The sequence below is a fragment of the Flavobacterium cryophilum genome, assembly GCF_048286555.1.
Lineage (GTDB): Bacteria > Bacteroidota > Bacteroidia > Flavobacteriales > Flavobacteriaceae > Flavobacterium.
This window is the reverse complement of the sequence record NZ_JBLVPZ010000014.1, coordinates 38203-60545: the sequence shown is the minus strand read 5'-3', so window position 1 is coordinate 60545 and position 22343 is coordinate 38203. Positions and strand designations below refer to the sequence as shown.

General features: G+C 34.3%; 15 protein-coding genes. 12 read left to right on the top strand and 3 right to left on the bottom strand.

Going from position 1 to position 22343, the window contains the following annotated elements; all coding sequences use genetic code 11:
- Window positions 1–20 precede the first annotated feature (20 nt).
- Together ACNQGJ_RS15980 and ACNQGJ_RS15975 are read right to left on the bottom strand one after the other, a co-directional pair.
- Window positions 21–797 (bottom strand): membrane metalloprotease, encoded by a 777-nt coding sequence (locus tag ACNQGJ_RS15980; RefSeq protein WP_417974780.1) that lies wholly within the window; start codon window positions 795–797, stop codon window positions 21–23.
- Between the two features lie 89 nt (window positions 798–886).
- Window positions 887–1930: a hypothetical protein gene (locus ACNQGJ_RS15975; RefSeq protein WP_417974778.1), complete on the bottom strand. Its 1044-nt coding sequence runs from the start codon at window positions 1928–1930 to the stop codon at window positions 887–889.
- Window positions 1931–2188: 258 nt separating this feature from the next.
- Between ACNQGJ_RS15975 and ACNQGJ_RS15970 the strand changes: the two genes are divergently transcribed.
- From ACNQGJ_RS15970 to ACNQGJ_RS15960, 3 genes are all read left to right on the top strand, one after another.
- Window positions 2189–2704: an RNA polymerase sigma factor gene (locus ACNQGJ_RS15970; RefSeq protein WP_417974841.1), complete on the top strand. Its 516-nt coding sequence runs from the start codon at window positions 2189–2191 to the stop codon at window positions 2702–2704.
- A 61-nt stretch (window positions 2705–2765) separates the two neighbouring features.
- The gene (locus ACNQGJ_RS15965; protein WP_417974776.1) at window positions 2766–3680 is read left to right on the top strand and encodes a FecR family protein; all 915 of its coding nucleotides are present in this window, start codon (window positions 2766–2768) and stop codon (window positions 3678–3680) included.
- Window positions 3667–6204 carry a TonB-dependent receptor gene (locus tag ACNQGJ_RS15960; RefSeq protein ID WP_417974774.1) on the top strand — a complete coding sequence of 846 codons (2538 nt, stop codon included), beginning with the start codon at window positions 3667–3669 and terminating at the stop codon, window positions 6202–6204. Before ACNQGJ_RS15965 ends, ACNQGJ_RS15960 begins: the two co-directional genes overlap by 14 nt.
- Window positions 6205–6487: 283 nt before the next feature.
- On the opposite strand, the gene glmM is transcribed toward ACNQGJ_RS15960, so the two are convergent.
- Window positions 6488–7876 carry a phosphoglucosamine mutase gene (gene glmM / locus ACNQGJ_RS15955; RefSeq protein WP_417974772.1) on the bottom strand — a complete coding sequence of 463 codons (1389 nt, stop codon included), beginning with the start codon at window positions 7874–7876 and terminating at the stop codon, window positions 6488–6490.
- A 119-nt stretch (window positions 7877–7995) separates the two neighbouring features.
- Between glmM and ACNQGJ_RS15950 the strand changes: the two genes are divergently transcribed.
- The 9 genes from ACNQGJ_RS15950 to uvrA all read left to right on the top strand — a co-directional run bounded on the left by ACNQGJ_RS15950 (window position 7996) and on the right by uvrA (window position 22318).
- Window positions 7996–8580: an acyl carrier protein phosphodiesterase gene (locus tag ACNQGJ_RS15950; protein WP_417974770.1), complete on the top strand. Its 585-nt coding sequence runs from the start codon at window positions 7996–7998 to the stop codon at window positions 8578–8580.
- A complete protein-coding gene (ggt, locus tag ACNQGJ_RS15945; RefSeq protein WP_417974767.1) occupies window positions 8577–10262 on the top strand; it encodes a gamma-glutamyltransferase in 1686 nt (561 codons plus the stop codon). Before ACNQGJ_RS15950 ends, ggt (ACNQGJ_RS15945) begins: the two co-directional genes overlap by 4 nt.
- 15 nt (window positions 10263–10277) lie before the next feature.
- On the top strand, window positions 10278–11963 hold the full coding sequence (ggt, locus tag ACNQGJ_RS15940; protein ID WP_417974765.1) for a gamma-glutamyltransferase: 1686 nt from the start codon (window positions 10278–10280) through the stop codon (window positions 11961–11963).
- A gap of 200 nt (window positions 11964–12163) precedes the next feature.
- A complete protein-coding gene (locus tag ACNQGJ_RS15935; RefSeq protein ID WP_417974763.1) occupies window positions 12164–13948 on the top strand; it encodes a chloride channel protein in 1785 nt (594 codons plus the stop codon).
- 48 nt (window positions 13949–13996) lie between these two features.
- Complete coding sequence (locus ACNQGJ_RS15930; RefSeq protein WP_417974762.1) at window positions 13997–14746, top strand: LytR/AlgR family response regulator transcription factor; 750 nt, start codon at window positions 13997–13999, stop codon at window positions 14744–14746.
- Window positions 14747–14783: 37 nt separating this feature from the next.
- Window positions 14784–17711 (top strand): sensor histidine kinase, encoded by a 2928-nt coding sequence (locus tag ACNQGJ_RS15925; protein WP_417980387.1) that lies wholly within the window; start codon window positions 14784–14786, stop codon window positions 17709–17711.
- A gap of 127 nt (window positions 17712–17838) precedes the next feature.
- Complete coding sequence (locus tag ACNQGJ_RS15920) at window positions 17839–18084, top strand: hypothetical protein (RefSeq protein WP_417974758.1); 246 nt, start codon at window positions 17839–17841, stop codon at window positions 18082–18084.
- Between the two features lie 29 nt (window positions 18085–18113).
- Entirely contained in the window at window positions 18114–18689 is a 576-nt protein-coding gene (locus ACNQGJ_RS15915; RefSeq protein WP_417974756.1) for a hypothetical protein, read from the top strand.
- A gap of 797 nt (window positions 18690–19486) precedes the next feature.
- Entirely contained in the window at window positions 19487–22318 is a 2832-nt protein-coding gene (uvrA, locus tag ACNQGJ_RS15910) for an excinuclease ABC subunit UvrA (protein ID WP_417974754.1), read from the top strand.
- Window positions 22319–22343: the final 25 nt, after the last annotated feature.

The window sequence follows — 22343 nt, the reverse complement described above, 5'->3', positions numbered from 1 at the left end:
TGATTATTGAAATTATTCTCTTATTTCCCCCCATTGGCACGAAGGTCCGCAATACATTGTGAATCTAATTGTGGAGCTGCACCACCTGAAACCATATTTGAAATACCGCCTCCTGTTTCTGAAGACCAATACATTAAGCACGTTTTTTCAATACAATGTTTTGGATGTGCTGCGTCTTCGTGATTACTTTGCAACGCTGTACCAAGGTTAGTCAATCCAAGAATATGTCCAAATTCATGCGTAATTACTGTTGTTTCTAACAAACTTCTATTAGGTTCAAATGGACTGTTGCTTAAATTTTGAATAGTTTGTTCATATATGACAAAAGAAGTATTTCTGTAAGCTGTTCCAAGAATTACGGAGGTGTCCGTATCCTTCGAAGATTTTCCATCCGCAAAAAAGGCCCAAACTGCGATTTGATCAGATGTGTTGTATTTTGTTCTGTTAGCATCTTCAATAATTACAATTTCTTCATTAGTATACGGTGAATTCGCTGGTGATGGTATAGAACGTTTAATAACACTAATACCGTTTGGTTTGTAAGTTCTTGCAGTAAGAAAATTTACAAAATTATTAATTGCTTCGCTGCTTGGTTCAAAACCGGCCACATACACTACTTCAATAACCATGCTCTTGAACTTTTTATCAGATAATAAATCGTTAGAGGAACTTCCTGTTTGCTGTTTATTCGTAATGGGATTTACGGCAACTGAGTTATCGATGGGATCATCTTCTTTTGAACAGGATGCTACTGATAGGAACAAACCAATCGTTAGTAGATAAATTATTTTTTTCATTACTATATTTATTATTACGTTTCTTTAATGTAAGAACAGCTACTTCATTTTAGGCAGCTGTTCTTCATAAACCACCATCTGAAATTTAACTATATTTGTTTCAATACTAATGTTACTGCTGCATTAGTGGAACTTTGCATTGTGATTGTCGAAGCAGTAAAACTTGTTACTTTCCAAGTATTATTCAATAAAGCGAACGAAGCATTCCCAGAAAAATTCAATTTTAGAAAAACATTTAATTCCGAGCTAACGGCATACGTTCCATTCACAGTGGTACTCAATAGATTTGTAGCTGTTACAGATAAGTTATTTACAAAATCTATTGTAAAATCTTTATAATTGGTTGCTGAGTTTACTCCTGCACTTACATATGAATCAACTTTAAATTTTCCGTTAACTAAGATTGTTTCTAATTTTTTACCGTTTTGAACTGCTTCGGCCATCGCTTCTTCTGTTTTTAAAGAGGCAGTAATAGCGGCTTGCAATTCAGCGTCACTAGAAACCGTCATTTTGGTTCCATCCGCAATTGTCACTAAAATTGGGTAGTTCACTGAAAATAATTCCGTGCTACTTACATTAGACATATACGTATATAATTGTTGTTCGGATGTGATGACAACACTTCCTGTTTGTTGTAAACTCAAATTATAGGTTAAAATTGTGATTGGAAAGCTGATATTTACAGAAGAAATAGCCCCTTGACCGGAAGCTTCCGCTGCTGTGCATGCAGTAAGAAGAGCATTATATTCGGTTTGATTAGTAACGGTGGCTTCTGTATAATTACTTAATTTAACTTTTAAAGGAAATTGTAACACCACATTATCTTGGTCATTATTAAACTGTCCAAAAATAGAAATAACTTGTTGGTAGTCTAATTGACTTAAAATAGAAACCTGAACTCCATTTACTTTAGCGCTAACTGGTAATAAAATTGAAGAACATGATGCTCCATCCAAGAAATCATCAAATGAACCATCGTACATCGAAGTGCGTTTCAGATTATTTGTTGTAGTTGAATTAGCCGCATTAGTATTTGGATTTTCTCCTTGTACGTCGTCAATTTCACTTTGGCATGATGTAAAACCTAAGATAGCCATCATTGCAATTGCGGTAACAATTTTTAATTTTTTCATAATTTTCAAATTTAATGTATTTTTATATTTACAAGCGATGTTTTTAACGCCTTTCTATTAGTAAGACAACTACACTTATTTATACCCTACCAAAATTCTATAAAAAATACAAAATTGTACAAACAAATTCATAAAGCACTGCCTGTCAGTATCTTGAAATTTAAATTATTTTCCATAAAAAAGCAATTAGAATTCACTCAGTATCCTTTTGAAAAAATAATTTACATTTACAGCCTACAAAAAATGAATCATTACGGAATGAGCAACGAAAATAGTACACTTTGCAACGAAAATCACTTTAGAGATTTTTATTTAAAGCACGTTCAATCAGCAAATAATTTTGCGTATTATAAATGTGGTAATGATGAAGCTGCATTAGATTTGGTACAAGATGCGTTTACCAAAATTTGGGAGAATTGTTCCAAAATTGACTTTAGTAAAGTCAAAACCTATTTATTTACCAGCATTAATAATTTATTTCTAAATAATATAAAGCATCAAAAAGTAGTATTACGATATGCCAAAGACGCGCCAAATTTAGACACCAATAATCAAAGTCCCGAATACTTATTTGAAGAAGAAGAATTCAAACTTAAACTTGTAAAAGCTATCGGATCATTAAGTGAAGCACAGCGGGAAGTATTTTTATTGAATCGAATAGACGGCAAAAAGTACCGAGAAATCGCAGAGTTACTCAATATTTCCCAAAAAACCGTAGAAAAAAGAATGTCCGGGGCGCTGCAACTATTAAGAACCCAAATAGAAAATATATAATTGGCCATTACGCTGTAGGGTAATTTACAAGTTAGTTGTCTTATAAACATAGAGATATACAATGAAAAACGAAAAAGAGATATTAAAATGGTTTAATAATGAGCTTACAAGCCAAGAAATTGAAGATTTGAAACAATCTGAAGATTTTGATACACTTGAAAAGATTACTCATTATGCATCACAATTAGAAACTCCAAAACTAGATGCCCACGCTGCTTTGGAAGCTTTTAAGGCTCGAAACCATAGTAAAAAGAAAACAAAAGTCAGAACTTTAAACGTTACGGCATTCTATAAAGTTGCTGCAATTTTAATTGTAATGTTAACCTCTGCTTACTTCCTGTTTTTTAATAACATTACTTCTTTTGAGACCCAAATTGCACAAACAAAATCAGTAACGTTACCGGACAATTCTGAAGTGATATTAAACTCCGCTTCAAAATTAAGTTTTAACGAAAAAAAATGGGCTGCTACAAGAGCTTTGACTTTAGAAGGAGAAGCTTTTTTCAAAGTTCAGAAAGGACAAACGTTTAGTGTAAACACAGCTGCTGGAGTCGTTACCGTTTTAGGGACACAATTTAACGTCAAGGAACGCAAAAACTATTTTGAAGTGAATTGTTACGAAGGTTTGGTGAGTGTGACATATAATAACGAAACTATTAAATTACCTCCCGGCAAAACATTCCGAGTTATAAATGGGATTATCGAAAATATTGAAGATTTTAACGTAGCGAACCCTTCTTGGATGCAACAAGAATCAAGCTTTAATAAGATTCCGTTAGATCAGGTTATTGCAGAATTAGAGCGTCAGTATGACATAAAAATTAATGTGCAAGATGTCGACACTGCAAAACTCTTTACGGGAAGTTTTACTCATACTGATAAAGAAATAGCGCTTCAGGCGGTCACAATTCCGCTTCAATTGAGTTATAAGATAAAAGGCAAAACCATTATATTTTACAACTATGGTGTTAAATAAATGGCTGATTTATTTGCTACTTTGCATTGGCAGTATTTGTTCCGGACAAAATACAGTTAAAAAAATAACATTAACTGATGTTATTATTTCTCTCGAAAAACAATTCAATATTAAGTTTTCATATGCAGTTGAAGATGTAGCCACCATTAAAATTGACAAACCGAATGCTTCTTACACATTACAAGAAACAATTGATTACCTGAACTCGAAAACAATTTTAAATTTCAAAGCTTTAGACAATCGATATGTGACCGTTTCTGTGCTAAACAAAACAATATCGGTTTGTGGCATTGTTTTTTCCGATGAAAAAAAATCTCATTTAGTAGGCGCTTCAGTACTTATAAATGATATCGAAAGAAGTACTATAACCGATAAAAACGGTACATTTAACCTGCAAAATATTCCAATAACTGCAACGCTTACTATTTCTTTTGTGGGTTTTGAATCCAGACAATTTTCTGCAAATGAATTGTTTTCAGCACAAAACAATTGCAAGGAAATTGTTCTTTCTACAAAAAACGAAGAATTAAATCAGGTCCTGATAAATGTTTATTTGACGCCAGGATTACAAAAATACCTGGATGGAAGCACTGTTTTAAACACCAAAAAATTTGGTATTCTTCCCGGATTAATAGAACCTGATATTTTGCAATCCATTCAAGCGCTTCCCGGTGTTGAAAGTACCAATGAAAGCATTGCTAACATTAACGTGCGTGGCGGAACTAACGATCAGAATTTAGTGCTTTGGGACAATATCAAGATGTATCATTCCGGTCATTTCTTTGGGTTGATTTCCGCTTACAACCCTAATCTTACTAACAAAGTTATCGTCAGTAAAAACGGAACAAGTGCTGAATACAGTGATGGCGTTTCCAGTACTATTAATATGTATACTAAAGATCTCGTCACCAATACCTTTTCTGGTGGCACAGGAATTAACTCCATTAGTACTGATGCCTTTTTAGAAATTCCAATAACTAAAAAATTAGAGCTTCATATTTCGGGACGTCGTTCGATTACTGATTTGTTTAAATCTCCTACCTACACTAAATACTTTGACCGTAGTTTTCAAGATACCGAAATCAATGCAGATACTGACCAGAATAATACGGCTTCTGATTTTTACTTTTATGATTACACCGCGAAATTACTTTTCGATTTGAATGAAAATCATCAATTCAGAGTGAATATTATTGGCATCAATAACGCTTTGGATTATTCAGAAAGCCGCCTTTTAAATTCGAACGAAACTCAATCTAAAACCAGTAATTTATCTCAGAAAAATATTGGCTACGGCGGAAATTGGAAAGCGCAATGGAATTCAAAATTAAGCTCAAACTTTGTCACCTACTTTTCCAGATACAATATTGATGCTGCGGATTACAGAGTGGAAACGGATCAGCTTTTAACCGAAGCTAATGAAGTGCTGGAAACGGGAGTTAAACTAAATACACATTACAAAACTAATGACAACTTAAATTTCTTGTTTGGATACCAATTTAATGAAACGGGGATGTTAAATCAAACTACCGTTAGTGCTCCGTTGTACTCTAGCACTAAAAAAGATGTTTTATTGAATCATGCCTTATTTTCTGAAGTGGAGTACAATAAAAACAATACCTATTTGAGAGTTGGATTGCGTTTGAATTATTTTCAAAAATTTGAAAAACTTTTGGTCGAGCCAAGAATAAACATTCGACAAAAATTATCAGATCAATTTGCTTTAAAATTAGAAGGAGAATTTAAAAATCAATCTACTACTCAAATCGTAGACTTTGAAGATGATTTTTTAGGTGTCGAAAAAAGGCGTTGGGTTTTAGTAAATGATAAAGACATTCCAATAGCAACGAGTAAACAAGGCTCTTTTGGTGTGGAATTTAATAAAGACAAACTAAATATTGAGGCTACGGGTTTTTATAAAATTGTTGATGGTATTACCGCTTCTAATCAGGGTTTTTATAACAGCTTTCAGTATACCACCGCAAATGGAAGCTATACTGCTAAAGGTTTTGAATTTTTAGCCAACAAAACGGCGCGCCACTATAGTGTTTGGGTGAGTTATACGTTTAGTACAAATAATTATGCATTTGATACTTTCACCCCTTCCACTTTTCCTAATAATGCAGATATTAGGCATTCTGTATCGGTTGGTTTTTATTACGACATTCTTAAAAATTTAAAAATAGCTGTTGGTGGTGTTTGGAGAAATGGACAACCGTATACAAAACCAATTGCAGGCAATGAAACCGTGCAAAACGGAAATAATACTTTAGTGAATTATGATTCTCCGAACAGTGAAAACCTAGATGATTTCATGCGATTAGACACTTCCATAAATTACAATTTCAATCTGTCGAAATCTATTAAAGCTTCGGTTACTGCTGGTGTGATTAATGTTACCAATCAAAATAATGGTATCAATCGTTATTACAAAGTCAATCCAAATGACTCAAATGATGCCGTTCAAGTAGATAATAAATCACTAGGCTTAACGCCAAATGTAAGTTTTAGAGTGAATTTTTAATTCCATTTTATACCGTATAATAAAACATAAAACCCTTTCAAATTTTATTTTGAAAGGGTTCTGTTTATTGGTGCCAAAAATAATTAAAACTATGCACTTTAGAGCATTTCGCTTTAGCTTATAAGAAATATTTAGCCACAGATTAAATGGATTATCACTGATTAATCTGTGTGAATCTTTTTAATCTGTAGCAAAGTAAAAAGCTTTAACATTGCAGACTCTCAGTCTGCCAGAACAAATCTATGGACTTCAAGTCCATAGTGGTTAGTTTAAAAACACGAAATTAAATTCCAGCTATTGCTTTAATTTCATCAATGATTCGTAGTGCCAAAGCGTCTGCTTTCTCTTGTGAAGCCGCTTCGGTATAAATACGAATGATTGGCTCCGTATTCGATTTTCTAAGGTGAACCCAATTTTCAGCAAAGTCAATTTTTACTCCGTCAATAGTGGTAATATCTTCATTTTTGTATTTTTCCGTCATAGCAACAAGAATAGAATCCACATCAATTTGTGGCGTCAATTCGATTTTGTTTTTGCTCATGTAATATTCCGGATACGAAGCACGCAAAGCAGAAACCGTCATTTTCTTGTTGGCCAAATGCGTTAAAAACAGCGCCACTCCTACCAAACTATCACGACCGTAATGCAGTTCCGGATAAATGATTCCGCCGTTTCCTTCACCACCGATTACAGCATTATTCTTTTTCATCAATTCCACTACGTTCACTTCACCCACGGCACTGGCTTCATAGCTTCCGTTGTGCTTGATAGTCACATCACGCAACGCACGGGAAGACGACATATTCGAAACCGTATTTCCTGGTGTTTTACTCAATACATAATCGGCGCAAGCCACCAAAGTATATTCTTCACCAAACATTTCACCGTCTTCGCAAATGAAAGCCAAACGATCAACATCAGGATCAACCACAATTCCTAAATCCGCTTTTTCTTTCACCACCAACTCTGAAATATCAGTCAAATGTTCTTTCAACGGTTCGGGATTGTGAGGGAAATGTCCGTTTGGTTCACAGTATAATTCTACTACTTCAACGCCCAATAATTCCAATAATCTTGGGATAATAATTCCTCCAGAAGAATTTACACCATCCACAACCACTTTAAATTTAGCCGCTTTTACTGCATCAACATCTACCAAAGGCAAATTCAACACTTCATCAATATGAATATCCATGTAGGCATCGTTAATCATAATTTCTCCCAAATCATCCACATCTGAGAAATCGAAAGCTTCAGCTTCCGCAATTTCAAGAATTTTTAATCCTTCTTCTCCATTCAGGAATTCTCCTTTTTCATTTAATAATTTCAAGGCATTCCATTGTTTTGGATTGTGAGAAGCCGTAAGGATAATGCCACCTTCGGCTTTTTCTAACGGAACAGCAACTTCAACAGTTGGCGTTGTTGAAAGACCTAAATCGATCACGTCAATTCCTAAACCAATTAAAGTATTTACCACCAAATTGTGAATCATTGGTCCCGAAATACGAGCGTCACGACCTACCACAACAGTAATTTTTTCTTTCCCGATATATTTTTTCAACCAAGTTCCGTACGCCGCGGCAAATTTAACCGCATCAACAGGTGTCAGGTTATCCCCTACTTTTCCTCCTATTGTTCCACGTATTCCCGATATTGATTTTATTAAAGTCATTGATTATTATTTTAAATTTTGAATTATAAATTTTAAATTGCTCACAAATATAATAATTGACGGTTTATAAAAGTCATTTAGAATTCAAAATTAACCATTAAAATTCCTAAATTAGGCGAATGAATTTTCTAGCACACATCTATCTTTCCGGTGATAATGATTTAATCAAAATTGGCAATTTCATGGCTGATGGAATTCGTGGAAAACATTTTGAGAGTTATCCTCTAGAAATTCAAAAAGGAATTATTCTGCATCGTGCCATTGATACTTTTACTGATGCACATCCCGTTTTTAGACGAAGTACCAAACGGTTGCATGAGCATTATCATCATTATGCCGGTGTGATTATAGATATTTTTTACGACCATTTTTTGGCAAAAAACTGGAAGAAGTATTCCGATGAAAAACTGGAGGATTTTGTGGAACGATTTTACCAATCCTTGCATTATAATTATGAAATGCTGTCAGAACGAACCAAAGTACTAATGCCTATCATGATGAAAGAAAATTGGCTGGTGAGTTATCAAACGGTTGAAGGAATTGAGCATATTTTGACTCAAATGGACCATCGCACCAAAAACGAATCTAAAATGCGGTTTGCTACCAATGAGCTTTCGGAATTTTATTCGGAGTTTGAAAAGGAGTTCACCGAATTCTTTGAAGAATTAATCTTATTTTCGAATAGTAAAAAAACCACTTTATGAAAAAAATAATGTTCCTGCTTTTACTTATCGTTTTAGGTTGCAAATTGAATGAAAAGACTATTCAACCAACTGGTTTAGTGACTTCAAAAGCGATGGTCGTTTCCGCTCGTGAAGAAGCGTCACAAATTGGAGTTGAAATTATGAAAAAAGGCGGTAATGCTTTTGATGCTATGGTTGCCATGGAACTGGCTTTGGCGGTTTCACATCCTCAGGCAGGAAATATTGGTGGTGGCGGCTTCATGGTTTTTAGAAAAGCCAATGGTGAAACAGGTGCTATCGATTACAGAGAAAAAGCACCTTTGGCAGCATATAAAAATATGTTTTTGGACGAAAAAGGAAATGTAATTGAAGGAAAAAGTACTGCGACTGCTTTGGCATCCGGAATTCCGGGTACCATTGCAGGAATATTTGAAGTACACAAAAAATATGGTTCTTTACCCATTGGTGAAATTCTAAAACCTGTAATTGCTTTGGCAGAAAGAGGCGTTGTTGTTACTAAATTTCAAGCCGAAAGTTTGGCGTACTACAGAGCTTCCTTTATAAAAAGTAATGGCAAGAACAGTTTGTTTTCCAAAACATACAAAGAAAATGATACCATAAAATATATCGCTTTAGCAGCAACATTAAAACGTATTGCTAAAAATGGACGAGATGAATTTTACAAAGGGGAAACGGCTCAAAAGTTAGTTGCTTTTCTTGCTAAAAAAGGTGGAAATGCCACATTAGAAGATTTAAAAAGTTATAATGCCAAATGGCGAACTCCAATTACTTTTCAATATAAAAATTTAAAAATCACATCTATGTCGCCTCCCAGCAGTGGCGGAATCTGTCTGAATCAAATTATGAAAATGATTGAACCTTTCAATCTTTCGCAAATGGGACACAACAGCGTAAAAACAATTCAAGTACTTACAGAGGCAGAACGAAGAGCCTTTGCCGACAGAAATTATTTCTTGGGTGATCCTGATTTTATAAAACTGCCGTTAAAAGAATTAGTAAGTCCATCCTATTTAGAAAAAAGAATGGCTGATTTTTCATTCGATAAAGCTTCTAAATCTTCGGATATTGCCCACGGAGCAATAAAAGGATATGAAAGCAACCAAACCACGCATTACTCTATTGTAGATTCAAAAGGAAATGCAGTTTCGGCAACAACTACTTTAAATGATAATTATGGTTCGAAAATATATTGTGACGAATTAGGTTTCTTTTTAAATAATCAAATGGACGACTTTAGTGTCAAAGCCGGCGTTCCAAACTTATACGGACTAACGGGAAGTGAAGCCAACAGCATTGCTCCCGAAAAAAGAATGTTAAGTTCCATGACGCCAACTATTGTAGAAAAAGACGGTAAACTTTTCATGGTTGTGGGTACACCGGGAGGCTCCACCATTATCACTTCGGTTTTACAAACAATATTAAATGTGTATGAATTTGATATGAGTATGCAAGAAGCGGTAGACGCACCACGTTTCCACCATCAATGGTTACCCGATGAAATTACTTTTGAACCCAATTCTTTCGCCAAGGACGTAATAAAACAACTGAAAGGAAAAGGATATTTTATCAATGAAAAAAACAAAGAAATCATTGGCGAAGTAGACGCTGTTTTGGTTCTTCCAAATGGAAAACTGGAAGGTGGCGCAGACAAAAGGGGTGATAATAAAGCCGTTGGTTTTTAAATTTATAGTATTCGAATGAAAAAAATGATTATTTTATTGAGTGTTTTTTCTATTGGTTGTAAAACCCAAAATGTAATGGTTCAACCTACAGGATTAGTTGCTAATAAGGCAATGGTAGTATCGGCTCGTGAAGAAGCGTCAAAAATTGGAGTGGAAATCATGAGAAAAGGCGGTAATGCTTTTGATGCGATGGTAGCAACCGAATTGGCTCTTGCAGTGGCTTACCCGTTTGCAGGAAATCTTGGCGGTGGTGGTTTTATGGTGTATCGTAAAGCAAATGGCGAAGTTGGTTCATTGGATTACCGAGAAAAAGCACCATTGGCAGCCACTAAAGACATGTTTCTTGACGAAAAAGGAAATGTGATAAAAGGAAAAAGTACGGAATCTCCACTTGCTATTGGAGTTCCCGGAACAATTGCAGGCGTTTTTGCCGTTCATGAAAAACTAGGTTCACTCCCTATCGAAGAACTGCTGAAACCCGTAATTGCATTAGCCGAAAGAGGGGTCATTGTTACTAAAAAACAAGAAGCCAGACTAAATGATTACCGAGCGAAAATCATAAAAGTAAATGGTGACAAAACGCTATTTGCAACTGCTTTCAAAGAAAATGATGTTGTAAAATATCCTGCGCTGGCAGCTACGTTGAAAAGGATTTCAAAAAATGGCAGAGCTGAATTTTACAAAGGGAAAACTGCTGAAATATTAGTCAAATATCTTCAGGAAAAAGGAGCTATAATCACTTTGGAAGATTTGGCTAAATACGAAGCCAAATGGAGAACGCCACTCACTTTTGATTACAAGGATTTAAAGGTAATATCGATGCCTCCGCCCAGCAGTGGAGGAATTTGTCTCGCTGAAATATTCAAAATGATAGCGCCTTTCGACCTCGCTAAAATGGGACATAATTCAACTGAAGCGATTCAAGTTATTGTTGAAGCCGAAAGAAGAGCTTACGCCGACAGAAGTTATTATCTAGGTGATCCTGATTTTGTTAAAATTCCTTTGAAAGCATTAATGGCAGATGACTATTTGAAACAAAGAATGTCGAATTTTAGTTTTGAAAAAGCCACCTTATCATCGGAAATAAAAGAAGGAAAGGTAAATTATAATGAAAGTACAGAGACGACCCATTATTCGATTGTAGATCAATTTGGTAATGCTGTTTCGGCAACGACAACATTAAACGACGGTTATGGGTCTAAATACTATTGTGATGAATTGGGGTTTTTCTTAAACAACGAAATGGATGATTTCAGTGCCAAACCAGGTGAACCTAATATGTTTGGATTAGTGGGAAATGAAGCCAATAGTATTGCGCCACAAAAACGAATGCTGAGTTCCATGACGCCAACAATTGTGGAAAGAAACGGTAAATTATTCATGGTTGTGGGTTCGCCCGGAGGCTCTACAATTATCACATCGGTATTGCAAACGATTTTAAATGTTTCTGAATATAATTTCAGCATGCAACAAGCAGTAAACTCACCTCGTTTTCACCATCAATGGTTACCGGATTTAATCACTTTTGAGCCTAATACTTTCGATGCTACAACTTTCGAATCCTTAAAGTCACGAGGATACATCATTAATGAAAAAACAACACCTGTTATAGGAAAAGTAGATGCTATTTTGGTTTTGCCAAGTAAAAAACTAGAAGGTGGCGCTGATTTCAGAGGTGACGATACAGCGGTTGGATTTTAGTCCGTCGATTGTGCTCGGAATGACGAAAAATTTACTTTTTTATGAATTTTACACACGCCTTAGAAAATACTTTTAAACAAAATAAATCCAGAAGCTGTGCGGCAGTTTGTAATTTAAAACCTTTAAGCGCAAAAGAAGCGTTGAAAAATATTTGTTGAAATTAAAATAATAGTAGTTTTGCATCCCTTTTAAAAATTATCATGTTCAAAAAATATATTTCCAAATTAGAAACAATAATAGCTTTTGCACAATCCATTTTAACGCCAAAGCAATTTATATTTTTATCAGCTGTTTTAGTTGGTATTTCATCTGCATTTGCCGTAATCGTTTTAAAAACTTTTGCGCATTGGGTTTTTTCTTTTGCAACTTATGTCAGTGGAATATTAAAATTAGGATTCATCAATAGTATTTTACCCATAATTGGTATCCTGCTTACCGTATTCGTTGTCAAAAGGGTTTTAGGAGGAACACTTGAAAAAGGGACTTCACAAATTTTATATGCCGTTGCAAAAAAAGCGAGCATTATCCCCAAAAAACAAATGTATGCCCAAATCGTCACAAGTTCCCTAACCGTTGGTTTAGGAGGTTCGGCAGGTTTAGAAAGTCCGATTGTAATTACTGGTGCTGCTTTTGGTTCGAATTATGCTCAAAAATATAAATTAAGTTATAAAGACCGAACGCTCCTAATCGGTTGTGGTGTTGCCGCAGGTGTTGCCGCTGCTTTTAATGCGCCAATTGCTGGGGTTTTATTTGCGATCGAAGTGCTGCTGGTTGATGTTAGTATTGCCGCATTTACACCTATTATGATTGCAGCTGCTACAGGCGCTTTAGTCTCCGTGATTGCATTGGATGAAGGCATTTTGCTTTCGTTTAAACAGCAGGAAAGTTTTGATTACCATAACATCGCTTTCTATATTCTTTTAGGTTTGTTTACCGGATTTATTTCAGTTTATTATTCTCGTAATTTTCAAAAAGTAGAACATTTTTTTGCAAAATTTAAATTATCGCCTTATAAAAAAGCGTTGTTTGGTTCTTCGATTTTAGCCATTCTTATTTTTATTTTTCCAACGCTTTTTGGAGAAGGTTACGAAAGTATCAAAACATTGTCTGACAATGATCCCGGGAAATTACTTGAAAACACATTGTTTAGCGGTTTTCGTGACAATAGCTGGGCTTTATTGATTTTCGTAGGCTTTACAATGATGCTGAAAGTCTTTGCAACTGGAATTACCTTAGCCAGTGGCGGTAATGGTGGTAATTTTGCTCCTTCCCTATTTTTGGGATCATATGTTGGTTTCTTTTTTTCTAAATTTTTAAATCTGACAGGACTTACTAAATTACCTGTTAGTAATTTCACATTAGTTGGAATGGCCGGAATTTTAAGTGGGCTTTTTCATGCTCCTTTGACTGCAATTTTCTTAATTGCTGAAATTACAGGAGGGTATAACTTGATGATACCTTTGATGATAGTAGCCTCAATTAGTTTTGCAATTTCAAAACGATTTGAAAAACACTCTATGGATGTTAAAAATTTAGTCCAAAAGGGCCATGCTTTTACGAGCAATAAAGATACCAATATCCTATCGACTCTGGAGACCACTTCTATAATCCAAACGGATTATTTAACGGTTTCACCCGATGAAAATTTAGGTAGACTGGTCGATTTAATTTCTCATTCTAATCAAGTAATTTTTGCCGTAGTTAATCCCGAAAAAACCTTGTTGGGTATTGTTCATTTTAATGATATTCGAGAAATAATTTTCAATACCTATCGTGTTAAATATACGTTGGTTGGCGATATAATGACAGGACCTACAGAAATCATTTCTCCTGACGACAGCATGGAAATGGTAATGAATAAATTTGAAAAATCGAAAAAAGCCTTCTTACCCGTTCTCAAGGAAGGAAAATATTACGGTTTCATTTCTAAATCTATTGCGCTTGAAGCCTATAGAACAAAACTAAAATCGATGACGATAGAATAATTTCCTAATTATTTTTAACATAATATAATTGAAGTAAAATATAAATCCATGAAAATTAAAGCAGTCATCGTTGATGATGATCTAAAATCAAGAGAACTCATTCATAGTTTTTGTAGAACCTACAGCGATGATAAAATTCAGATTTTAGAGCTATGCAATTCTGTTGATACAGCAGTTGTCGCTATCGAAAAACACAATCCCGATTTGATTTTTTTAGATATTGATATGCCTGAAAAGAATGGTTTCGACCTCGTTAACCACTTTTTGGATAGATCCTTTGAAATCGTATTTGTCACTGGACATAAAAATCATCAAACCGAAGCTATCGCTTGTAGTGCGATGAATTATTTAATGAAACCCATCAATCCGTTAAGTTTAAAATCAATTATTGATCAGTTTGAATTTAAAACAATCCAAAAAAATTCCTTAAACCGACTTGAAATATTAAAAAACAACCTAAATAACGAACAAAAATCGATTGTTTTCTCTGATAATGATGGGTTCAAAGTGGCAATTGTTTCAGATTTTATGTACTGTGAAACTGGAAATGGCGACGGAAAATGTACCATCGTAACAACCAAAGAAACAATTGTAAATTCAAAATCATTAAAAGAAATGGTTCAATTGCTTCCTAAAACTCTTTTCTTGAAAGTGAGTGCAAGTGCTATTGTCAATAAAAATTACGTAAAATCTTTTAATACCAAAAAGTTCGAATTGGAGATGACGAGTGGAAAAAACATCAAGGTATCAGATGATTTATTTAACAAATCAACATTAATGCATGCGCTTAAACAATAATTTTTTCTGTTTTATTTTTTTATTGACTAGTTACTTTTTGACTGCTCAATTCAAGCCTTCAAAAAATTACACTACTGCCGATGGTTTGCCAAATAATGCCGTTCGGTCGCTGTTTTTAGACAAAAACACTGATTTATGGATTGGTACTGAGAACGGAATTTCTAAATTAGAAAATGGTGCTTTTACCAATCTGATACTTCCAAATACAATAACCAATAACAGTTGTTGGGATATTACGCAAGATGCAAACGGTGCTATGTGGTTTGCCAGTTATGGCGGTGGCGTTTACAAATTTGATGGTAGAAAATTTACTATTTTCAATCACAAAAATGGTTTACCAATAGATCGAACCCGAAAATTATTGGCTTACAAAAACAATATTTACGTAAGCACAGAATTAGGTGTTGCCATTATCGATATCAAAACCAATAAACTCACAGTTCCAAAAGGGATTTTACCCCATTTTGGAGTTTTCTTGGTTTCTGATTTCTTTGTTTGTAATAATGAAGTTTATTTTTCAGCGATAAACGAAGGTTTGTTTAAAATCATTTACAAGAATAATACACCCTTCATCGAATCCGTTCATAAATATAATTTGGCTTATAGTTTAGGATTTTACGACAACATCGTTTATAGTGGAAACAAAGGATTTATCGATAGTTTCAATATTCAAGATGTAGTTTCAAAAAAAACAGCTTCCAAATCGTTTGGAAAATCTATAGTTTGGGATTTTATAAAAGACAAAAACCACACGCTTTATGCAGCTGCTTGGGGCGTTTTTGATTTAAGTGGCGGACTTTATTCGATTGCCAATAATCAAATGACAAACATTTCAGAACAATACGGAATCGATTCCAAAAATTTGTTGAATGTTGTTTACAGTCCAAAAAAAGACATCCTTTATGTAGGATCAAAAGACAAAGGAGTTTACGAAATTCAATTGGACGAAACCATTGATTATAATTCATTTGAAAATAAAGCAATTGTAGATTTTGAAACTTTAGAAAGTCAAAAAATCATACTTCATCAAGATGGAGTTTCATTTTTGGATATTAAAAATTCCATTTCAAAAATAATTTCATTATCTGATTTTAAAAAGTTTGAAATTGAATCTATTAAAAATTCAAAACAAAAATTACCTACACATCAAGATGGATATTACGAATTAAATTATTCTATTCAATCTCTAGAAATTGAATTTTATGAAATTTTGAAACATCAAAAATCCTTTTGGATCACCAGTAATATTGGTGTTTTCGAAATCAATTCTGAAGGCAAAATCATTAATTATGTTCCCATTCACAGTTATAAAATTGGGTTTACCAATGATGATAAATTCATAGAAACCATTCCTTATGCTGGCGTTCGGGTGTATGATGATGTGCATCATTTGAAAGCCAGCCACTTTTCGGAATTTGATAAAAATACTCCTTTGGATATTGTTGGAATTTTAAATACGGATGACAAAACCTATTTGATTTCGGTGTTTCAAGGATTGTTTGTGTATCAAAACAAAGCATTCCAATCGCTGCTAAAGGAAAACATTTGGAAAGAAAGCAAACTAAAATTTATTACCAAAAACAAAAAAGGCAACTTAATCATCGCTTCAGAATTTGGCGCTGTTACCGTAATTGATGTGGCGAAATCATTTCGAATACTCAAAACAATTTCAAAAAATCAAATTATTGGAAATACTATAACTTTTCTTGAAAGTTACAAGGACTTCATTTTTATTGGCACCGAGAAAGGAATCAACATCTATCAAAACGGAATCATTCAATTGTTTGACAAAGAACAAGGATTAAAAGATGCTGCGATTAGTAGTTCGCATATTTTTAAGAACCAATTATGGCTAGGCACCAAAAAAGGATTTTACACTATTGATTTAGATAAACTTACAGCAAATAAAAGCACCGTTTCTAGTATCGAAATCAGAGCAATTACAATCAATTCAGTCCCTATAAATCAATCCGATTTTCGTTGGTTTTCTTATGCTTCTAACCAATTAGTTTGCGATTATGATCACAATACTATTGCTGTAGATTTTGTGCCAAAAGGGCATTCTTTCCCCAACAAATTAAAATTCAGATACCGACTAAAAACCACCAATCATTGGAGTCCATATTCCGAAAAGCCTTTTGTTTATTTGTCCTATTTGCCCAATGATACCTATCATTTAGAAATTGAAATTTTAGATTTGAATGCGGGGAAAACATCGCGTTTCGACATTTTAAAAATTAAAATTCAACCGCCTTTATGGAAAACGGGATGGTTTTATGGTTTAATAGGAATCCTACTGATTTTTACTGCTGTTTTTATAATTTTAAGAATAAAAAAGCGGGCCGAGCAAAAAGCCGAAACCGAAAATCAAATTGCCAAAGCAAAGCTCGAAGCCTTACTGAGTCAAATGAATCCACATTTTACATTCAATGCGATGAATACTATTCAAGGTTTTGTTTTTAATCATGACTCCCGAAATTCAACCATTTATATTAGCGAAGTGGCTAGTTTGATGCGACAAACATTAGACAATTCGGCTAAACAAACCATCACAATTGAAGATGAAATTGACTATTTAGAAACCTATATTTTGATAGAAAACCAACGTTTTGACAATCGTATTCAATATCAAATAATAGTTGAAGAAGCTATAGATATGGAATTTATCGAAATTCCAACGATGTTATTACAACCGTTTGTAGAAAATATTTTCAAACACGCTTTTGATGAGGAGTACCTCTACCCTGCCTTCAAAATTGAATTTATCATCCTTGATAAAAACCTAATAGAAATTATCATTTCTGACAACGGAAAAGGCAATGCAAAAACTACTAAAACGCATATTTCTAGAGGGATTTCCATAGCCAAAGAACGCCTACAAATTATGCAACCCTCCAATTTAGACCCCATAAAAATTAATTTTTCAGAAAACGGAACTACTGTAAAAATCCGATTAATGATTTAACCAAAAAATCAATTATAGTACAGAATACCCGCTTTATAAGACAGAAACCCCAAATTACATATTCGGGGTTTTTTATTGTTTTTTATCTTTTTAGATTTGGTTTAAAACCCAAAAAAAAACAAAGAATATGCCTAATTTTTACTGTGAATACTGCGGAACAAAAAGTTCGAGTATTTCGAGTTTAACCGCTAACTCTTGCCACCGTCATCCTCAAGGTAATGGCAAACACAAACTCTACGAAGGTGCAGAAAAAATGCAATATAGTTGCAAATACTGTGGAACTTCTTCTTCAACTATTACAAGCTTAACTGGAAATTCCTGCCATAGACATCCGAATGGTGCTGGTAAAGGGAAGCATTCGCCTGCGTTGTAGAAAAATATTAATTTTTAAATAAGAGAAAAATGGAAATCATAATAGCATCTATATCTAGTACTTTAGTTTTAACAACATTAGTTTGGATAATTTTCTTTAAGAATATTCAAACAAAATTGACTCATGATAAAGAAAAATTATCAATTGAATTAGCTAATGTAAAATCTAACATTGATTATGAAGTAAACAAAAAACTTGAGGAAAAAGTCTCAGTTTTAAATGAACAAATTCTAGAATTAAAGAATAAGTGTATCGTTATTGAAAGGGAATCTTTTGATAGAGGAAAAAAAGATGCTTCTGTAGAATTTGAAAAAGATTATTTTGTAAATATTACACCTTATAAAGAATATTTTGAAGAAGGAAATGATTTTGTAATTTTTAACACTAAAAGGAAATTTACTGAAGTAGGTTTTAAGCGGCAATTATTTGTTAAAGGAATTCCTGTTTTTGAACCTGTTTATACTTTTTTAGAAAGACATGATTTTAACGATTTTAAAGTTAACGAAGAAGCAATCAATAGAGTTGTTAATAATGCCATTAAAGCAATTGCACCACCTGGTGCTAATACATTTATAAAAGTAGCCGAAAATGTAATTGAAAAATAATGAAAAATATAAATAACCAAACCTAAAATTATGATAAAGAGAATATTAAAAAAAATACCAAGTGTTTTGAGTATGAGAAGATGTAATAGGTGCCAATTACTTGAACACGATTGTGGGTGTTGGTTTCCTGATTTTGACGATTAATGTTAAAAACAAAATTATATGCAAAATGATAATTAATTTGCAAACCTAATTGTAACAATTGCATTAACATTGACGGCAATTGCAAATTATGCTAGAAAAAATCAAAAACGGATGGTATCATTCGTGTCGGGCTGTCACTGTCAGTTACCGGTTTAATCACCGCAATGAATGATGACCTTCCTGCTCAAAATTTCAACAACTTAAATAGTTATTATTATCCAAATAATCATTTTTAATCAGACGAAAGTCACAATACATTTACAGTTATGTTATTTCAAGTATTATTAAATATTATCGTTTTTATTATAAAATGTATCGTTTGGATCCTATTTGTATTAGCTGCCATTCCTTTCGGTATTTATATGTTATTAAATGAAATGTTTCCCGTTTTTACCCATGATGCTGGTTTTTGGTTTTGGTCACTTCTCTCTATCTTATCAATTATAGGTTTTATTGTGTTTTGGAAACCTATAGTGTGGATTGTGGGAGTTTTACAGACACTAGGATTAGGGATGGAATAAAATAAAAAATTTACAAATTAAAAAACGCTAACTACAATTAGCGTTTTTTTATATCCTAATTTAACATAAACTTCTAAAGTGTTCTATCGAAAGAATAAATCAAAATGGTAACTTTGCTTTTTTGCAAAAATTATGTTAGACAAAGACAATACCATTGAAGTTCAGGGCGCTCGTGTACACAACTTAAAAAATATAGATGTTTCCATTCCGCGGGAGAAACTGGTAGTAATAACCGGTCTTTCGGGTTCTGGAAAATCCTCCTTAGCTTTTGATACCATTTATGCCGAAGGGCAACGCCGTTATGTAGAAACTTTTTCGGCTTATGCCAGACAGTTTCTTGGTGGCTTGGAACGTCCCGATGTGGATAAAATCGATGGACTTTCCCCTGTGATTGCCATCGAACAAAAAACCACCAGTAAAAGTCCGCGTTCCACCGTGGGAACTATCACTGAGATTTATGATTTCCTGCGTTTGTTGTATGCTCGTGGTGCCGATGCCTATAGCTATAATACAGGCGAGAAAATGGTGAGTTACAGTGATGAGCAAATCAAAGATTTGATTATTCAGGATTTTACCGGAAAACGAATCAATATTTTAGCGCCGGTTATTCGCGCTCGAAAAGGACATTATGCGGAGCTTTTTCAACAAATTGCCAAGCAAGGTTTTCTTAAAGTTCGCGTAAACGCCGATGTGATGGATATCACTTTGGGAATGAAATTAGACCGTTACAAAACACACGATATCGAAATTGTTGTGGATCGAATGGTGATCGAAGCCACCCCTGATAATGAGAAACGCTTGTCGGAAAGCATCAATACGGCCATGCATCACGGCGAGAACGTATTGATGGTTTTAGATCAAGATTCAAATGAAGTACGATTTTTTAGCAGGAATTTAATGTGTCCTACTACTGGAATTTCGTACCAAAATCCCGAACCGAATTTATTTTCTTTTAATTCCCCAAAAGGCGCTTGTGATCACTGCAACGGATTAGGAACGGTCAATGAAATTAATCCGAAAAAAATTATCCCCAATCCTAAATTATCGATAAAAGCGGGTGGTTTTGCTCCTTTGGGCGAATACAAATCATCCTGGATTTTTAAGCAATTGGAAATCATAGGCGAAAAATATGGTTTCAAATTGACGGATGCCATAGAAACCATTCCGCAGGAAGCAATGGAAATGATTTTAAATGGCGGCAAAGAAAAATTCACCATCAACTCCAAAGATTTAGGCGTTGCCCGTGAATATAAAATTGATTTTGAAGGGATTTCGCATTTCATAAAAAACCAACATGATGAAAGCGGCTCCACAACTATAAAACGCTGGGCAAAAGAATTCATGGACGAAATAAAATGTCCCGTTTGTGAAGGTTCCCGTTTGAAAAAAGAAGCGATGTTCTTTAAAATAAATGAAAAAAATATTACCGAATTGTGTGATATGGATATTTCGGATTTGACAACTTGGTTTCTTGACTTGGACAATCATTTATCTGACAAACAAAAACGTATCGCTACGGAAGTAATCAAAGAGATCAAAGATCGATTGAACTTTTTGATGAATGTAGGTTTGGATTATTTGGCTTTAAGTCGAAGTTCTAAATCACTTTCGGGTGGTGAAGCACAGCGCATTAGATTAGCGACTCAAATTGGTTCGCAACTTGTAGGTGTTTTATATATCTTGGATGAGCCAAGTATTGGTTTACACCAAAGGGACAATGATAAATTGATCCATTCTCTCGAACAATTACGCGATATTGGAAACTCTGTCATTGTGGTTGAACACGATAAAGACATGATTGAACGCGCTGATTATGTGATTGACATTGGACCAAAAGCAGGAAAATACGGAGGAGAAATCATTAGTAAAGGAACGCCGGCTGAAATCCTGAAACATCATACTATTACAGCGATGTACCTAAATGGTGAAATGAAAATTGAAGTTCCAGCTAAACGTCGGGAGGGAAATGGGAAATTCCTAAAACTGACCGGAGCAACAGGAAATAACTTGAAAAATGTTTCGATAGAATTGCCTTTGGGCAAAATGATTTGCGTGACTGGAGTTTCCGGAAGTGGTAAATCTACGTTGATTAATGAGACGCTTTACCCTATTTTGAACGCGTATTATTTTAATGGTGTCAAAAAACCAAAACCGTATAAAAAAATTGAAGGCTTGGAACATATCGATAAAGTGATTGATATTGACCAAAGCCCGATTGGAAGGACACCACGAAGTAATCCGGCAACGTATACCGAAGTTTTCACGGAAATTAGAAATCTGTTTACGATGACTTCCGAAAGTATGATTCGAGGTTATAAAGCGGGTCGTTTTAGTTTTAATGTAAAAGGTGGACGTTGTGAAACCTGCCAAGGTTCTGGCGTACGAACAATTGAAATGAACTTTTTACCCGATGTGTATGTAGAATGTGAAACGTGCCAAGGGAAACGTTTTAACCGAGAAACATTGGAGATTCGATACAAAGGAAAATCCATTTCAGATGTATTGAATATGACGGTAGATGAAGCGGTTCCGTTTTTTGAAATGATTCCAAAGATTTATAGAAAAGTAAAAACCATTCAGGATGTAGGTTTGGGCTATATAACACTTGGCCAACAAAGCACGACACTTTCCGGTGGTGAGGCACAACGCATCAAGCTGGCGGGTGAATTATCTAAAAAAGATACCGGGAACACGTTTTACATTCTGGATGAACCTACAACCGGCTTGCATTTTGAGGACATCAGGGTGTTGATGGAAGTGATTAATAAACTAGTTGATAAAGGAAATACGATTCTGATTATCGAACACAATATGGACGTGATTAAACTTGCGGATTATGTTATAGATATTGGTCCAGAAGGTGGTAAAGGTGGCGGACAGCTCGTTGCCAAAGGAAGTCCGGAAGAGATTATTAAAAATAAGAAAAGTTATACGGCGCAATTCTTGAAAAAAGAATTACTTTAGTATACATAGAACTAAAAAAATAATT

Coding starts and splice junctions, on each gene's coding strand:
- ACNQGJ_RS15980 (WP_417974780.1), bottom strand. CDS start 797: ATGAAAAAAATAATTTATCTACTAACGATTGGTTTGTTCCTATCAGTA.
- ACNQGJ_RS15975 (WP_417974778.1), bottom strand. CDS start 1,930: ATGAAAAAATTAAAAATTGTTACCGCAATTGCAATGATGGCTATCTTA.
- ACNQGJ_RS15970 (WP_417974841.1), top strand. CDS start 2,189: ATGAGCAACGAAAATAGTACACTTTGCAACGAAAATCACTTTAGAGAT.
- ACNQGJ_RS15965 (WP_417974776.1), top strand. CDS start 2,766: ATGAAAAACGAAAAAGAGATATTAAAATGGTTTAATAATGAGCTTACA.
- ACNQGJ_RS15960 (WP_417974774.1), top strand. CDS start 3,667: ATGGTGTTAAATAAATGGCTGATTTATTTGCTACTTTGCATTGGCAGT.
- glmM (WP_417974772.1), bottom strand. CDS start 7,876: ATGACTTTAATAAAATCAATATCGGGAATACGTGGAACAATAGGAGGA.
- ACNQGJ_RS15950 (WP_417974770.1), top strand. CDS start 7,996: ATGAATTTTCTAGCACACATCTATCTTTCCGGTGATAATGATTTAATC.
- ggt (WP_417974767.1), top strand. CDS start 8,577: ATGAAAAAAATAATGTTCCTGCTTTTACTTATCGTTTTAGGTTGCAAA.
- ggt (WP_417974765.1), top strand. CDS start 10,278: ATGAAAAAAATGATTATTTTATTGAGTGTTTTTTCTATTGGTTGTAAA.
- ACNQGJ_RS15935 (WP_417974763.1), top strand. CDS start 12,164: ATGTTCAAAAAATATATTTCCAAATTAGAAACAATAATAGCTTTTGCA.
- ACNQGJ_RS15930 (WP_417974762.1), top strand. CDS start 13,997: ATGAAAATTAAAGCAGTCATCGTTGATGATGATCTAAAATCAAGAGAA.
- ACNQGJ_RS15920 (WP_417974758.1), top strand. CDS start 17,839: ATGCCTAATTTTTACTGTGAATACTGCGGAACAAAAAGTTCGAGTATT.
- ACNQGJ_RS15915 (WP_417974756.1), top strand. CDS start 18,114: ATGGAAATCATAATAGCATCTATATCTAGTACTTTAGTTTTAACAACA.
- uvrA (WP_417974754.1), top strand. CDS start 19,487: ATGTTAGACAAAGACAATACCATTGAAGTTCAGGGCGCTCGTGTACAC.